Source organism: Pseudomonas sp. FBCC-B545, assembly GCF_059134095.1.
This window is the reverse complement of the sequence record NZ_CP101441.1, coordinates 2,665,802-2,682,457: the sequence shown is the minus strand read 5'-3', so window position 1 is coordinate 2,682,457 and position 16,656 is coordinate 2,665,802. Positions and strand designations below refer to the sequence as shown.

Here is a 16,656-nt window from a genome sequence, read left to right as displayed (position 1 = left end):
ATGTCGCAAGCAATGCAGCTCCCACAGAAAAGCAAGTCAGTGGTGCGGCTTAGCTTTTCGGCTGCAGCAACAACGCCACCAACGCACTCCACCCCGTCTGATGCGACGCCCCCAGGCCACGCCCGGTTTCGCCGTGGAAATACTCATGGAACAACACCAGATCGCGACTGGCCGGGTCCGCTTCCAATTGCGCATACCCCGCCATCGAAGGGCGCAGGCCATTTTCATCGCGTAGAAACAAGCGCGTGAGGCGCTGGCTGAGGCTGTTTGCCACTTCCTCAAGGGACGCCAGATAACCGCTGCCCGTGGGGTACTCCACCGAGAAGTTATCCGCGTAGTAGCGGTGAAACTCGCGCAGCGATTCGATCAGCATGTAGTTAACCGGCATCCACAGCGGCCCGCGCCAGTTGGAATTGCCGCCATACAAACGCGAGTCGGACTCGCCCGGCTGGTAACTGGCGCACAGCGTGTCGCCATTCATCTGCAGCGCCAGGGGTTGCTCTGCGAACGCCTTGGACAAGGAGCGCACGCCGAAGGCCGACAGGAACTCGTTTTCATCCAGCATGCGGCGCAGCAGATCCTTGGTGCGCTCGCCGCGCAGCAACGCCAGCAACAGGCGATTGCCCTGCCCCGGTTCGTTCCAGCGTGAGACCAGTTTGGCCAAGTCCGGTCGGTGATGCATAAACCCCAGCAGACGCTCGCGCAATCCTTCCAGCCCCTCATGCTCGCGCTGCTCCAGCACCAGCACCGCGAACAACGGCATCAGGCCGACGATCGAACGCAGGCGCACCGGTTCATTCTGGCCGTCGGGGCGATGCAGTACGTCGTAGAAGAACAGATCCTGCTCATCCCATAGGCCTTCGGCGCTGTCGTCGACGCGGTTGATGGCGCCGGCGATATACAGGAAATGCTCGAAAAACTTCACGGCGATGTCCACGTACACAACATTGCGCTTGGCCAGTTCCAGCCCGATACGCATCAGGTCCAGGGCATAGGCCGCGACCCAGGCGGTGCCGTCGGCTTGATCCAACTGGTAACCCGGTGGCAGCGCGGCGGAGCGATCGAACAAGGCGATATTGTCCAGGCCAAGAAACCCACCCTGGAACAGGTTGCGGCCCTCGGCATCCTTGCGGTTGACCCACCAGGAAAAATTCAGCAGCAGCTTGTGGAAGATCCGCTCGAGGAAGTCCATGTCGCCCACCCCGGTCAACGCCTTGTCCTGCTGATACACACGCCAGCTGGCCCAGGCGTGCACGGGTGGGTTGGCGTCGTCGAAGCGCCATTCATAGGCGGGCAGCTGGCCGTTGGGGTGCATGAAGCGGTCCTTTACCAGCAACAACAGCTGCTGTTTGGCGTAGCCCGGGTCGATCAGCGCGATGGCCACCGCCTGGAAGCCCTGGTCCCAGGAGGCGTACCACGGGTATTCCCATGTGTCGGGCATGGACAGGATGTCGAAATTGGACAGGTGCCGCCAATGGGTATTGCGGATATGTAAACGCTCGGGCGGCGGCGCAGGCTGGGCCGGGTCGCCGTCGAGCCACTGGTTGACGTCGAAATAGTACAGTTGCTTGGACCACAGCAAGCCGGCCAGGGCCTGGCGCTGTACATTGCGCGCATCGTCATCGGCGATGCCTTGTTGCAAGGCTGCGTAGAAGTCATCGGCCTCCTGGCGGCGCTGTTCGAACAACTTGCGTGCGTTGACCTCGGGGGCGTCCAGAGGGGCAAAGCGCAGATAGAGGCTTTTGCTCTCCAGGCCCGCCAGTTCAAGACTGAATCGCGCCGCCACCTTGGTGCCCGCGTCACCGCGAATGGCCCCTTGATCACCCTCTACCACGTAATCGTTGATGCCGTCCTTGAACGGCCCGGGCGTCGGCTGCCCGCCCAGTTTGGCGAAGTTGCTCTCGTTTTCGCAAAACAACCATTGCACGCCGTCCTGGCCCCAGGCGCTGAGATGACGATCGTCCACTTCATGATGACGGGCCAGCACGCGGTCGCCCTCCAGGGTCAAGCTGGGCTTGGGCGCATCGAAGGTCCAGCTCCAGTCGTTGCGCGCCCACAGCTGGGGCAGCACCTGCAGGCGCGTTGGTTGGTCCGAGCGGTTGTGCACGGTGACGCGCATGAAAATATCGTCGGGCTGGTGCTTGGCGTATTCGACACTGACGTCGCAGTAGTGGTTGTCTTCAAACACACCGGTGTCGAGGATTTCATACTCGGCATCGCCCAGCCCGCGGCGGGCGTTTTCGGCGATCAGGTCGGCATAGGGAAAGGCGGCATGGGGGTATTTGTACAGCATGCGCATGTAAGCATGGCTCGGTACGCCATCGACGAAGAAGTACAACTCCTTGACGTCTTCACCGTGGTTGCCCTCGGCGTTGTTGAGGCCGAACAGACGCTCCTTGATAATCGCGTCGCGCTCATTCCATAGCGCCACGCCCAGGCACCAGCGTTGCGCTTTATCGCTGAAACCGGCCAATCCGTCCTCGCCCCAGCGATAGGCGCGACTGCGTGCCTGTTCATGGGGAAAGTAGGCCCAGGCGTCTCCATCGGCGCTGTAGTCTTCGCGCACCGTGCCCCATTGGCGCTCACTCAGGTACGGGCCCCACTCGCGCCAACGCTCGGCGTCCTGCGTGAGCAGGCGCTGGCCTTCAATCGTGTCCAGCAGGCGGGTTGCGGGTACGGCCGTCATTGAGTCCTCCATCACCTACACAGTGAGGGGCAGTGTAAAACCCAATGACGCCCGGTTGCACATGAAGACTTGAGAAGTGGGTGTAGTTGAAGACCGGGCGAGTTGGTTCTCGCATGTTCAGGTCATCATTCATTTGCAGAATGAAGTCCTGAGGAATCTTCGTTTGCAAGCCGGGCTGCGGCTCAACAAAATCAGGCAAAGGCCACTTTCATCGCCATAGCCATCAGGAATTTTTCTATGCACGCCACTGCACATGTCAGCCCCGATGAGATCCGCAAGGGCTTTTCCAAGGCCATGTCCGACATGTACCGCGATGAAGTTCCGCTGTACGGCGCGCTGCTGGAACTGGTGGCCGAGACCAATGCCGGCGTGCTCGACCGCGAACCGCGCCTGGCGCAGCAGCTGCAACGCACCGGGGAAATCCAGCGCCTGGACAGGGAGCGCCACGGCGCCATCCGCCTGGGCACCGCTGCGGAACTGGCGACCATCAGCCGCTTGTTCGCGGTCATGGGCATGCAACCGGTGGGCTACTACGACCTCACCCCCGCCGGGGTGCCGGTGCATTCCACCGCCTTTCGCGCCGTGCATGAACACGCACTGCAAACCAGCCCGTTTCGCGTGTTCACCTCATTGTTGCGCCTGGAACTGATCGAAAACCCAACGCTGCGCACGTTCGCCGAAAGCGCCCTGGCCAAGCGCTCGATCTTCACCCCCGGCGCCTTGGCGTTGATCGAACAAGCTGAAACACAAGGTGGCCTGAATGCCAGTGACGCCGAGGTTTTTATCTGCCAAGCCCTGGAGACTTTCCGCTGGCACCACACCGCCACGGTGACGCGCGCGCAGTACCAGCAACTCAGCGACCAGCATCGCCTGATCGCCGACGTGGTGGCGTTCAAGGGCCCGCATATCAACCACCTTACCCCACGCACTCTGGACATTGACCAGGTGCAAGCCGCCATGCCCGGCAAAGGCATCACGCCCAAGGCGGTGATCGAAGGCCCACCGCGGCGCCAATGCCCGATCCTGCTGCGCCAGACCAGCTTCAAGGCCCTCGACGAACCCATCGCCTTCACCGATGCCCACGGCAGCCACAGCGCACGCTTCGGCGAAATCGAACAACGCGGTGTCGCACTGACGCCCAAGGGCCGTGCGCTGTACGACCAACTGCTGAACGCCGCCCGCGATGAACTCGGCGCATTTCCCACTGAGGCCAATGCCCAACGCTATGTGCAATTGCTGGAACAGCACTTTCAGGCGTTCCCCGATGATCATGGGCAGATGCGGGAACAGGGCCTGGCGTACTATCGCTACTTCGTCACCGACAAAGGCCTGGCAGCCCGCGGCCAGGCCGACCAGCCGCGTGAGTTGCAAGCGCTGGTCAACGCCGGTCACGTGACGGTGGAGCCATTGGTGTACGAGGATTTCCTGCCGGTGAGTGCGGCGGGAATCTTCCAGTCAAACCTGGGGGATGCGGCGCAGAGTCATTACGCGGCCAACTCCAACCAGGCGCAATTCGAACAGGCGCTGGGGCGCAAGACGATCGATGAGTTGCAGCTTTACGGCCAGACGCAGCAGCGTTCCATTGATGAATGTTTGGGCACACTGCTGGCATGAAATAGGGCGTCCTCCCCGGCTCAGCAGCACAATCCTTGCGCCACAACAGTCCCCAGAGCCGGGTGGACGGGGCGCATCATAAAGACTGAGTCCTACAATGTCCCGCTGGTAAATCTGAACAAATATTGCCGCGTTGCTGTTAACCCAAGCGCCCTGCAATCTCGTCTTTGATCAGCAGCCGTTTCTTCTTCAGGATTTCCACATCCTCATCGCTGGCACTGGCTTTTTCTGCCTTGAGCACCTCCCCGTCCGCAACGTCATATTGCGTGAGCAACGCGTCCAGCCGCTTGTCACTCGCCCTGCGTTCGTGAACGGCTTCCTTGCTAAAACCCAAGTCCTGATACAGGTCGTGTTTCACTGGCATGGCGTACCTCCACAAGTTATTCAATGGCCTACGCCCTTGAAACTAGCCCATTCCAACCGGTCTTGTCATGTGCCAGGTCAATACGCGTCCGTTCGTCGTAACCCTGGCGATGGGATCAAACCTTTGCCGTGCCCTGCCCTCCACTATAGATCGCCACCCGAGGGAGAACGTTTTTATGAATCACGTTGCCACTGCTGCCGACACCCAATGCATCAACACTATTCGCACCCTGGCCATGGATGCCGTGCAGAAGGCCAACTCGGGCCACCCGGGTACGCCCATGGGCCTGGCGCCGGTGGGATACACATTGTGGAGTCGCTTCCTGCGCTATCACCCTGAGCATCCGGACTGGCCAAACCGCGATCGTTTTGTGCTGTCGGTGGGGCATGCGTCGATGTTGCTGTATTCGCTGTTGCATCTGGCCGGTGTGGTGGAGATTGACGCCCACGGCAAGCGTTCCGGCCAGCCGGCCATCAGCCTCGACGATATCAAGCAGTTCCGGCAGATGGGTTCCAAGACCCCGGGCCATCCCGAGTACCGCATGACCACCGGCGTAGAAACCACCACCGGCCCGCTGGGCCAGGGCTGCGCCAACAGCGTCGGCATGGCCATGGCCGAACGCTGGCTGGCCGAGCGTTTCAACCGCGACGGCCAGGTGCTGTTCGACTACGACGTGTACACCCTGTGCGGTGACGGCGACATGATGGAAGGCATCAGCAGCGAAGCGGCGTCGATGGCCGGCCACTTGAAGCTGGATAACCTGTGCTGGATCTACGACAACAACACCATCAGCATCGAGGGCCACACTGAGCTTGCGTTCAGCGAAGACGTGATCAAGCGCTTCCAGGCCTACGGCTGGCACACCGTGCACGTCACCGATGCCAATGACTTGCAGGCCTTGAGCGTGGCCCTGGAAACTTTCAAGGCCAACACCGGTGCACCGACCCTGATCGTGGTCGACAGCGTGATCGGATACGGTTCGCCACACAAACACAACACCGCCGCCGCCCATGGCGAGCCATTGGGCGAAGACGAAATTCGCCTGACCAAGGCTGCCTATGGCTGGCCGCAGGATTCGAGTTTCCTGGTGCCCGAAGAGGCCCGTGCTGTATTGCGCGATGCCCTGTACGAACGCGCAGAACCGCTGTACGCCGAGTGGAACCAGACCCTGGCGTCCCTCGACCCGCAACAGGCCGATGAACTGCAGCGCATGCGCGCCGGGGAAATGCCCGAGCAGTGGCAAGCGCACCTGCCGAGCTTCGCCGCCGATGCCAAAGGCGTCGCCAGTCGTGCCTCGGGTGGCGAAGTGCTGAATGCCTTTGCCCAACAGATCCCGTGGCTGCTGGGCGGCTCGGCGGATTTGTCGCCCTCGACCAAGACCAACCTCACCTTCGACGGTGCCGGACGTTTCAGCGCCGACGACTACAGTGGGCGCAACCTGCACTTCGGTATCCGCGAACATGCCATGGGCGCAATTGCCAACGGCATGGCGCTGTCCTACCTACGCCCGTACACCTCGACCTTCCTGGTGTTCAGCGACTACATGAAACCGCCGATCCGCCTGGCGGCGATCATGGAACTGCCGGTGATCTTCGTATTCACCCATGATTCCATCGGCGTAGGCGAGGATGGGCCAACGCATCAACCTATCGAACACCTGACCCAACTGCGCGCCACCCCGGGGCTACTGACCCTGCGCCCGGGTGACGCGAATGAAACCCTGGAACTGTGGAAAGTGGCCCTGGCCCAAACCCATCGGCCGAGCTGTGTGGTGCTGTCGCGCCAGGCGCTGCCCACGTTGGATCGCAATAAGTATGCGCCAGCCTCCGGGGCAGCCAAGGGTGCGTATGTGCTGGCCGGTGCGGATCAACCCGAGGTTATTCTGATCGCCACAGGCAGTGAGGTCAGTCTCGCAGTGGCTGCCTATGAACAGCTCAAGGGCGAAGGCGTTGCCGCGCAAGTGGTATCGATGCCGAGCTGGGAGTTGTTTGAAGATCAAGACCAGGCTTACCGCGACAGCGTCTTGCCGCCGGCAGTAAAAGCCCGGGTCGTGGTGGAGCAGGCAGGTCCCTTGGGTTGGGACCGTTATGTCGGGCAGACCGGCGCCAAAATAGTGATGAACAGCTTCGGCGCCTCGGCACCGCTGGCCAAGTTGCAGGAGAAGTTCGGGTTCACCGTGGAGAATGTGGTGAAGCTGGCCAGGCAACAAATTCAACTGACCAAGCACTGATCAAAAAAGTGGGAGGGGGCTTGCTCCCGATGAGGGAGTGTCAGTGATACATCTGTGACTGACCCCCCGCCATCGGGGGCAAGCCCCCTCCCACATTTGAACATCATCACCTTTAGATCAGCTCTCCAGGCCGGCGCCAAGGTAGTGATGAACAGCGCGCCTCGGCGGCGTTGGCCAAGCAACAAATCCAACTGACAGAACATTGATCTAAATGTGGGAGGGGGCTTGCCCCAGATGAGGGAGTGTCAGTAATACATCTGTGACTGACCCGCCGTCATCGGGGGCAAGCCCCCTCCCACATTTGAACATCATCACCTTTAGATCAGCTCTCCAGGCCGGCGCCAAGGTAGTGATGAACAGCGCGCCTCGGCGGCGTTGGCCAAGCAACAAATCCAACTGACAGAACATTGATCTAAATGTGGGAGGGGGCTTGCTCCCGATGAGGGCGTGTCAGTGATACATCTGTGACTGACCCGCCGCCATCGGGGGCAAGCACCCTCCCACATTTGAACATCATCAACCTTTAGATCAGCTCTCCAGGCCGGCGCCAAGGTAGTGATGAACAGCGCGCCTCGGCGGCGTTGGCCAAGCAACAAATCCAACTGACAGAACATTGATCTAAATGTGGGAGGGGGCATGCCCCCGATGAGGGCGTGTCAGTGATACATCTGTGACTGACCCGCAGCTATCGGGGGCAAGCCCCCTCCCACATTTGAACATCATCAACCTTTAGATCAGCTCTCCAGGCCGGCGCCAAGGTAGTGATGAACAGCGCGCCTCGGCGGCGTTGGCCAAGCAACAAATCCAACTGACAGAACATTGATCTAAATGTGGGAGGGGGCTTGCCCCCGATGAGGGAGTGTCAGTGATACATCTGTGACTGACCCGCCGCCATCGGGGGCAAGCCCCCTCCCACATTTGAACATCATCACGCTTTAGACCAGCTCTCTGGCCAGATAGGGCGCCGTGCGGCTGTTCTTGCTTTTGGCAACCTTCTGCGGTGTGCCACACGCCACTACCTTCCCACCCAGGTCCCCTGCCCCCGGGCCGATATCGATTACCCAGTCACTCTGGGCCACTACGCGCATTTCATGCTCCACTACAACCACTGTATGCCCCGCATCCACCAACTGATTCAACTGGATGAGCAAGCGGTCGACGTCCTTGGGGTGCAGTCCGGTTGTGGGTTCGTCGAGCACATACAACGTAGCGCCACGGGCATTGCGTTGCAGCTCGGTAGCGAGCTTGATGCGTTGCGCTTCACCACCGGACAACTCGGTGGCCGGCTGGCCGAGGCGCAGGTAACCCAGGCCGATATCGCGCAGCACTTGCAATGAACGCAACACCCCAGGCTGTTCTGCAAACACGTCCACCGCCTGCTCCACCGTCAGTCCCAATACCTGAGCGATATTCAAGCCCTGCCATTTGATCCCCAGGGTTTCAGGGTTATAGCGCGCACCATGGCAGGTCGGACATGGCGCATACACGCTGGGCATGAACAACAGTTCAACGCTGACAAAGCCTTCGCCTTCGCAGTTCGGGCAACGGCCCTTGGCGACGTTGAAGGAGAATTGCCCGGCGTCGTAATCGCGCTTCTTGGCCGCTGGCGTGGCAGCGAAGAGTTTGCGCACGTTGTCGAACAGCCCGGTGTAGGTCGCCAGGTTGGAGCGCGGGGTGCGGCCGATGGGTTTCTGGTCCACCTGTACCAGGCGGCGGATGTGTTCCAGCCCGGCGCTGATATGCCCGCCACTGGCTTGGGGGGCAGCGTCTTCCAGGCTCGGCTCGTCGTCACTTTCCAGTACACGCCCCAGGCCCTGGCCCACCAGTTCCAGCAGCGCCTGGCTGACCAGGCTGGATTTACCCGAGCCGGAAATACCGGTTACTGCTGTAAAGCAGCCCAGCGGGAAATCCACTTTCAGCCCGTTGAGGTTATTACGCGTCACACCTTCCAGCTTCAGCCAGGCACTGGGTTCGCGGCGCAGCGGATTCGAAGGGCGCTGTTCGGCGAACAGGTATTCGCGGGTCTGCGATGCCTCGACCTGCGCCAACCCCGCAGGCGGGCCGCTGTACAGCACTTGCCCGCCATGTTCACCGGCGGCGGGGCCGACGTCGATCAGCCAGTCGGCGCGGCGCATGGTTTCCAGGTCATGTTCCACCACAAACAACGAATTACCCGCGGCCTTCAAGCGCTCCAGCGCGGTGAACAACGCTTCGCCATCCGCCGGGTGCAGGCCTGCCGAGGGCTCGTCCAGCACATAGATGACGCCGAACAACTGCGAGCCCAATTGGGTCGCCAGGCGCAGGCGCTGCAATTCCCCGGACGACAAGGTCGGCGTGCTGCGCTCCAGGGACAGGTAGCCCAGGCCCAGGTCGATCAAGGTACTGACCCGCTCGAGCAGGTCCTGGGCGATGCGCTGGGCCGCCAGGCGTTTTTCCACCGACAGCTTCATCTTGTCCTGCCCGGCCGCTACCGGGCGCAGCAACTCGGCCAGTTGCGCCAGGGACAGTTGCGACAATTCACCGATATCCACCCCGGCAAACTTCACCGACAGCGCTGCTTGGGTGAGGCGTTTACCGTGGCACAACGGGCAGGCACTGCCTTGCATGAATTGCGACACGCGCTTTTTCATCAGCGCGCTCTGGGTATGGGCGAAGGTGTGCAGGATATAGCGCCGGGCCCCGCTGAACGTACCCTGGTAACTGGGCTCGAGCTTGCGCTTCAACGCATCGCGGGTCTGCTCTGGGGTGAAGCCGGCGTACACCGGCACGGTAGGAGTTTCTTCGGTGAACAGGATCCAGTCGCGTTGTTTTTTCGGCAGCTCGCGCCACGGGATATCCACGTTGTAGCCCAGGGTTACAAGGATGTCGCGCAGGTTCTGGCCCTGCCACGCCAACGGCCAGGCCGCCACTGCACGCTGGCGGATGGTCAGGGACGGGTCGGGCACCATCAGCGCTTCGGTCACTTCATACACCCGGCCCAGGCCATGGCATTGCGGGCACGCGCCCTGGGGCAGGTTCGGCGAGAAGTCCTCGGCATACAGCATGGCCTGCCCCGGCGGGTAACTGCCGGCGCGGGAGTACAGCATGCGGATCAAGCTCGACAAGGTGGTGACACTGCCCACCGAGGAGCGCGCACTCGGCGTGCCACGTTGCTGTTGCAGGGCCACGGCCGGCGGCAAACCTTCGATGCTGTCCACATCCGGCACGCCGACCTGGTCGATCAAGCGTCGCGCATAGGGCGCCACCGATTCAAAATAGCGACGCTGGGCCTCGGCATACAGGGTAGAAAACGCCAGGGACGACTTGCCGGAGCCGGACACGCCGGTAAATACCACCAGGGCATCCCGGGGAATGTCCACATCGACGTTACGCAAATTATGTTCGCGGGCGCCACGCACCCGCACGAAGCCCGACTGCTGGGCGGTGAGCGAAGGGATGTTGCGCTGTGAAGTCATGGGCAACCTTGTCTTGCGGTGAGCACCGTGCGTACGCGCTGCGTCAGGGCATCGGGGCTATAGGGTTTGCTCAGCAGATGGATATCGGCGCTGAGCAGATGATTGGACGACAGAATGTCGCGGGTATGGCCGGAGGTGAACAACACCGCCACCGGCGGGTTCTGCGCCCGGGCCCAGTCGGCCAGGTCGGTACTCTTGACCCGGCCGGGCATGACCACATCAGTGAAGATCAGGTCAGGCGCCAAGCCGTCGTGCAACGCTTGCATGGCGTGATCGCCATCCTCGGCGGTGAGTACGGTGTAGCCCGACTGCTCCAGCAACTCGACCACGGTCAGGCGCACGCCTTCATTGTCCTCGACCACCAGGATGGTTTCCTGGCCGCCGCTCTGCAGGTCCAGCTCACCCTGCGCGTCGAGGCATTCGGGCTCCAGGCTGTGGGGGAAATACATCTGCACCACCGAGCCCTTGCCCTCCTCGCTCCACATGTCCACATGCCCGCCACTCTGGCGCACGAAGCCGAACACCATGCTCAGCCCCAGGCCGGTGCCCTGGCCTTCGCGCTTGGTGGTAAAGAAGGGTTCGAACGCACGCTTGAGGGTCGCCTCGGACATGCCCACGCCGGTGTCGGCCACCGCCAGGCGCACATACTCGCCGGGCTTGATGCTTTTACCGATGCAATCGGCGGGGTTGAGGATGATGTTTTCGCCGGTGATACGAATCACGCCTTCGCCCTGCATGGCATCGCGGGCGTTGATCGCCAGGTTGAGCAGCGCGTTCTCCAACTGGTTACGGTCAACGTTGATGCACCAGGAATCCTGGGGCAACTGCACATCGATATGGATGGTTTCCCCCAACGCCCTTTGCAGCAGCTCGCCCAGGCCGGCGTAGATGCGTTGCGGGTTGTACACCGCCGGCGACAAGGGTTGGCGCCGGGCAAACGCCAACAGTTGCGAGGACAGCTTGGCGCCACGTTCCACCGCGGCAATCGCGGCGTTGACGCGACGTTGCACCTGGGGGTTGTCCGGCTCATGGCGGGCGAGCAAATGCAGGTTGCCGGCGATCACTTGCAGCAGGTTATTGAAGTCATGGGCCACGCCGCCGGTGAGGCCGCCAATCGCCTCCAGCTTCTGGGACTGGCGCAACTGGTCTTCGGCAGAAGAACGCGCCTGCACTTCGGCGGCCACCCGCTGTTCAAGGTTGTGGGTGAGTTCCTGGCGCACGTGCTCGGACTTCACCAGCTCAGTGGTCTCGACCACGATCGCCAGCACCCCGGCCGGTTGCTGGTCATCGCCGGCAACCGGACTGTAATAGAGGTCCAGCCACACGGTTTCCGGCTTGCCGTTACGCGACAGCACCAGGTCCTTGTTATTGAAAGACAGGGTGCCGCCCGCCAGGCAGGTGTCCACCACATGGCGGTTGAACTCGGCCACTTCCGGCCAGCCCAATTCCACCGGCGTGCCGAGCAGGTATGGGTGACGGCCGCCGGCAAAGGCCGAATAGCTGTCGTTGTAGATCATGTAGCCGGCGCGCCCCCACAGCATCACCATCGGCACCGGCGAAGCCAGCATCATCTGTACGGTACAGGCCAGGCTGGTGGACCAAGAGCCGATGGGTCCAAGGTCGGTGGCCGACCAGTCAAACGCGCGAATACGCTGGGCCATTTCGCCGGCCCAGCCGTCACAGCCGTGAGGGTTGGATAAAAATGGCATGGTTCAACTCTGCGCAAAGAGGACAATCGCAACTTTTGGAGCGCACCGGCGCGAGATGGTTTCATCTTGTACAAATTAGGCGATCGTAAGCGCAGAAACCAGCGGCCTCAATGAAAATCCCGGCTGCGCACAGTGATCCCTGCCAGCAGCGGCGTCAGGTCAGTCAGGCGCCCGGCGATCAAGTGCCGCACCTCGCCCACCGCCTCCCAGCGGCCGTCCACCTTGAGCAACCGCGAGCCCACCAGCGCCTGGCGCTGGCGCTCGGCCAGGTCACGCCAGACCACCACGTTGAGGTTGCCGAATTCATCTTCCAGGGTGACAAAGGTCACGCCACTGGCCGTACCAGGACGCTGGCGACCGGTGACCAGCCCGGCAATGCTGACGTTGCGTCCATGTTCCACGGCCAGCAGCTCCTGGGAACTGCGGCAGCGTCGCTTGCGCAACTCGCTGCGCAGCAGAGCCAAGGGATGCGGGCCAAGGGTGGTGCCGAGCGTGGCGTAATCGGCCTGCAGGTCCTCACCTACGCTGGGCGCGGGTAACGCCACCACCGCTTCATCGGGACTCGGCAGGCCGGCAAACAATCCAAGCTGCTGGTGCACGCCGGCCACATCCCAGCGCGCCTGATGACGGTTACCGGCCAGGGCGCGCAAGGCACCGGCATCCGCCAGCAGCGCCTGGGCCCGGGCATCCAGGCCGGCGCGTGCATCCAGATCGGCGATGTCGCTGAAGCGTTGCCGCTGGCGGACGGCTTCGATACGCCGTGCGTCTTCCTCGCGAAACCCCGAGATCATGCGCAAGCCCAAGCGAATCGCCGGCTGCTGGCCGTCGATGGGTTCCAGGCTGCAATCCCAGTCACTGGCCTGTACATCCACCGGGCGAATCTGCAAGCGATGGCGCCGGGCGTCCTGCAGAATCTGGTCCGGGCTGTAGAAGCCCATGGGCCAGCTGTTGATCAGGGCGCAGGCGAAAGCTGCCGGCTCATGGCACTTGAGCCAGCAACTGGCGTAGGTCAACAAGGCAAAACTGGCCGCGTGGGACTCAGGGAAGCCATAGCTGCCAAAGCCCTTGATCTGCTCGAAAATCTGCGCGGCAAAGGCTTCGGTGTAGCCGTTCCTGAGCATGCCGTCGCGCAAGCGTTGCTGGTGCGGCTCCAGCCCGCCATGACGCTTCCAGGCGGCCATGGAGCGGCGCAACTGGTCGGCCTCGCCGGGGCTGTAGTCGGCGGCGACCATGGCGATCTGCATCACCTGTTCCTGGAACAGCGGGATGCCCAGGGTCCGCTCCAGCACCACTTTCAATGCCGGCGAGGGATAGCTCGTGGGCTCTTCCTTGTTCCGTCGGCGCAAATACGGATGCACCATGCCGCCCTGGATCGGCCCCGGACGCACGATGGCGACTTCGATCACCAGGTCATAGAACGTCTGCGGCTTGAGCCTGGGCAACATCGACATTTGCGCCCGCGATTCAATCTGGAACACACCGATGGTGTCGGCCTTGCTGATCATCGCGTAGGTCGCCGGGTCTTCCTTGGGAATGCTTGCCAGGCTCAAGTCCTGATTGCGATGACGGCGCAGCAGGTCGAAACAGCGGCGAATTGCGCTGAGCATGCCCAGGGCGAGGATATCCACCTTGAGCAGGCCCACCGCGTCGAGGTCGTCCTTGTCCCACTGGATGATGGTGCGCTCGGCCATGGCGGCGTTTTCCACCGGCACCAGGGTATCCAGTGGGTATTCGGAAATCACGAAGCCGCCGGGATGCTGGGACAGGTGCCGAGGAAAGCCGATCAATTGCTGGGTCAGCGTCAGCACACGGCGCAACAGTGGGCTGTCCGGGTCGAAGCCGCTTTCACGCAGGCGCTCCAGGGGCGGCGCGTCGTCACTCCAGCGCCCACAGCAGTCAGCCAGCGCATTGATCTGGTCTGGCGGCAACCCCAGGGCCTTGGCCACATCCCGCACCGCGCCGGTCGCGTGGTAGCTGCTGACCACCGCCGTCAACGCCGCGCGGTGGCGACCATAGCGCTGGAAGACGTATTGCAGCACTTCTTCGCGGCGTTCGTGTTCGAAGTCGACGTCGATATCCGGCGGCTCGTTGCGCTCCTTGGACAAGAAGCGCTCGAACAACAGGCTGGTCAGGCTCGGGTTGATCTCGGTGATGCCCAGGGCAAAGCACACCGCCGAATTGGCCGCCGAACCTCGGCCCTGGCACAGGATCGAACGGCTGCGGGCAAAGCGCACAATGTCGTGCACCGTGAGGAAATAGCTTTCGTAGCCCAGCTCGCTGATCAGCTTCAACTCTTTATCGATCTGTTCCAGGGTCTTGGCATCGACGCCCTTGGGCCAGCGCCGGGCGATGCCTTCTTCGGTGACCGCACGCAGCCAGGAGGCGGCGTCATGGCCGCTGGGCACCAGTTCCCGCGGATAGTGGTAACGCAGCTGGCTCAGGTCGAAGGTGCAACGCCGGGCTATCGCCAGGGTTTCGTCCAGCAGTGCTTGCGGGTAGAGCCCGCCCAGGGCATCCAGGCTACGCAGGTGCCGCTCGCCATTGGGGTGCAACAGCGTGCCGGCGTCGGCCACCGCTACGTGGTGGCGGATGGCGGTCATGGTGTCTTGCAGGGCGCGACGCCCGCGTGCATGCATATGCACATCGCCGCAGGCCACGGCGGGGATGTGCAGGCTGGCGGCCAATTGCAGGCGCTGTTCCAAGTGGCGTTCGTCGTCCTGGCCGCAATGCAACTGCACCGCCAGCCACAGGCGCTCGGCGAAGGTACGGCGCAACCATTGGATCGAGGCTTGGGTGTCCTCGTCTTGTGCCACCCATAGTGCCAGCAGGCCGGGCAACGGTTGCTCGAAGTCTTCCTGCAGCAGGCGATAACGGCCTTTTTCGGCGCGACGCCGGGCCAGGGTGATCAAACGGCACAGGTGCTGATAGCCGCTGAGGTCTTCCACCAGCAGCACCAGTTTCAGGCCGTTTTCGAGGCGCATCTCGCTGCCGATAATCAGCGGCAGGTCTACCGCCTTCGCCGCTTGCCAGGCTCGCACAACGCCCGACAGCGTGCATTCGTCAGTGATCGCCAAAGCGCTGTAGCCTTGGGCTTTGGCCCGCTCGAACAGTTCCAGGGCGCTGGAGGCACCGCGTTGGAAGCTGAAGTTGGACAGGCAGTGCAGCTCGGCGTAACTCATGCAAACCAGCCTTGCAGCCACAGCCCATCGCTGTTCCCGACGTTGCGGTAGGCCCAGCCTTGCTGGCCGGCACGGGTCTGGATCAGGTAATAGTCGCGGCGCACATCGGCGCCATCCCACCAGCCGGACTCGATGCGCTCCGGCCCCATCAGAATGCGCACGCCCTGCTCTGCCAGCAAGGTCGGTTCGAGTAATAGCCAGCCGGGCCGCCGGACCTTGCTCAAGCTCGGGCATGGTCGGCTGTCGGTCGCGGCTTGCCAGGCGCATTCGGGGCGGTGGTCGGCGTGAAAACGCAAGCCCTGCACGGCGTCATCCCCCAGGCGCGCACGCAGGCGTTCGCGCAGTTGTTCCCATGGCAGGGTTTGTTGCGGGCGGTCGTCGAACAGGTCCTGGCGCTGCGGCACGAACACCGGCAAGTCCTCGGCCACCAGGCGCAAGCCGCGCACCGGCGAGGTGACCTGGACCTGCTCCAGGCGCCCGCGGGCCAGCTCGAACAGCATCAAGGGCTCGCGTTCGGCGCTGAGCAGGCCGACCTTGATCACACTGTCCGGTGCCTGGGCATGTTCCAGATGCAGGTCGAAGCGCTGCACGCCACTGTCGCGCCCGCAAAGGAAGGCCGACAAGTCGCCGGTCAAGCGGCGCAAGGGAAACAGCAGCGCCTGGTGGGATTGCACATCGAAGTTCAACTCGATGCGCGCATCGAACTGGTCCGGCGGCTGATAGAACCCCAAGGCCAAGGGCCGTTGCCCGCTCAAGGCGTCGAGGTGCTTGAGCAGGCTGGCGTCAAAGCGCCGCGCCAGGGTGTGCCGGGGCAGTACCTGTACCTGGGCCAGGGTGCGCAGGCCCATGCGTGACAAAGCCGTGGCGGCCTGCGGCTCGAGGCCGGCGCGGTCGATGGGCAGCAGCGCCAGGGCCTGCATCAAGGCGCTGTCATCGGCCACGGCCAGGCCATCGTAAAGGTTCGCCAACACCCTTGCCGCCGCAGGATTGGGCGCAGCGACGATGCGGTGACGAAAGCCAAGCTCGGTCAATTCCTTGCGCAAACGCGCCTCGAACTGCGGCCAGGGCCCGAACAGGCCCAGGCTCGACTCGATCTCGAACAACAAGGCCCGCGGGTAATACAGGCTGACCTGGGAGCTGAAACGGTAGGCCCAGGCGGCGAGCAACTGCTGCAGGCGCTCGATCTCCAAGGGGTCGTATTCGACGCAGGCAAAGCTTTTGGCCAGGGCATGGGCCGCCGTCAAGGATTGGCCGGGGCGCAGGCCCAAGGCACGGGCGGCGGCATTGACGGTTTGCAGCACCCGCCGCTGCGACGTGCCGGCCAGCAGTGCCAGGGGTTGGTCGGGCTCGGGATGCACACGCTGCGCCCCGTCCAGCGCCAATTGCGGGAAGACAATACACACCCAACGCATGGCAACC

The 16,656-nt window shown here is 62.7% G+C and carries 8 protein-coding genes; 2 read left to right on the top strand and 6 right to left on the bottom strand.

Annotated features, from left to right (window positions below):
- Positions 1–49: 49 nt before the first annotated feature.
- Positions 50–2,686, bottom strand: coding sequence for an MGH1-like glycoside hydrolase domain-containing protein (locus NMB39_RS12490; protein WP_494339149.1), 2,637 nt, complete (start codon positions 2,684–2,686; stop codon positions 50–52).
- A gap of 237 nt (positions 2,687–2,923) precedes the next feature.
- Here NMB39_RS12490 and hglS point away from each other — a divergent pair, with 237 nt between their 5' ends.
- Positions 2,924–4,300 carry a 2-oxoadipate dioxygenase/decarboxylase HglS gene (gene hglS, locus NMB39_RS12485; protein ID WP_057025079.1) on the top strand — a complete coding sequence of 459 codons (1,377 nt, stop codon included), beginning with the start codon at positions 2,924–2,926 and terminating at the stop codon, positions 4,298–4,300.
- 139 nt (positions 4,301–4,439) lie between these two features.
- On the opposite strand, the gene NMB39_RS12480 is transcribed toward hglS, so the two are convergent.
- Positions 4,440–4,664 (bottom strand): HP1242/YdcH family protein, encoded by a 225-nt coding sequence (locus NMB39_RS12480; protein ID WP_057025078.1) that lies wholly within the window; start codon positions 4,662–4,664, stop codon positions 4,440–4,442.
- Positions 4,665–4,839: 175 nt separating this feature from the next.
- On the opposite strand from NMB39_RS12480, the gene tkt reads away from it, so the two are divergent.
- Positions 4,840–6,894 carry a transketolase gene (gene tkt, locus NMB39_RS12475; protein WP_494339150.1) on the top strand — a complete coding sequence of 685 codons (2,055 nt, stop codon included), beginning with the start codon at positions 4,840–4,842 and terminating at the stop codon, positions 6,892–6,894.
- A gap of 935 nt (positions 6,895–7,829) precedes the next feature.
- Here tkt and uvrA read toward each other — a convergent pair.
- From uvrA to NMB39_RS12455, 4 genes are all read right to left on the bottom strand, one after another.
- On the bottom strand, positions 7,830–10,349 hold the full coding sequence (uvrA, locus tag NMB39_RS12470) for an excinuclease ABC subunit UvrA (RefSeq protein WP_198720316.1): 2,520 nt from the start codon (positions 10,347–10,349) through the stop codon (positions 7,830–7,832).
- Complete coding sequence (locus tag NMB39_RS12465) at positions 10,346–12,058, bottom strand: ATP-binding protein (RefSeq protein WP_057025075.1); 1,713 nt, start codon at positions 12,056–12,058, stop codon at positions 10,346–10,348. Before NMB39_RS12465 ends, uvrA begins: the two co-directional genes overlap by 4 nt.
- Positions 12,059–12,165: 107 nt before the next feature.
- On the bottom strand, positions 12,166–15,258 hold the full coding sequence (locus NMB39_RS12460) for an error-prone DNA polymerase (RefSeq protein ID WP_494339151.1): 3,093 nt from the start codon (positions 15,256–15,258) through the stop codon (positions 12,166–12,168).
- Positions 15,234–16,649, bottom strand: coding sequence for a Y-family DNA polymerase (locus tag NMB39_RS12455; RefSeq protein WP_494339152.1), 1,416 nt, complete (start codon positions 16,647–16,649; stop codon positions 15,234–15,236). Before NMB39_RS12455 ends, NMB39_RS12460 begins: the two co-directional genes overlap by 25 nt.
- Between the last annotated feature and the right edge of the window lie 7 nt (positions 16,650–16,656).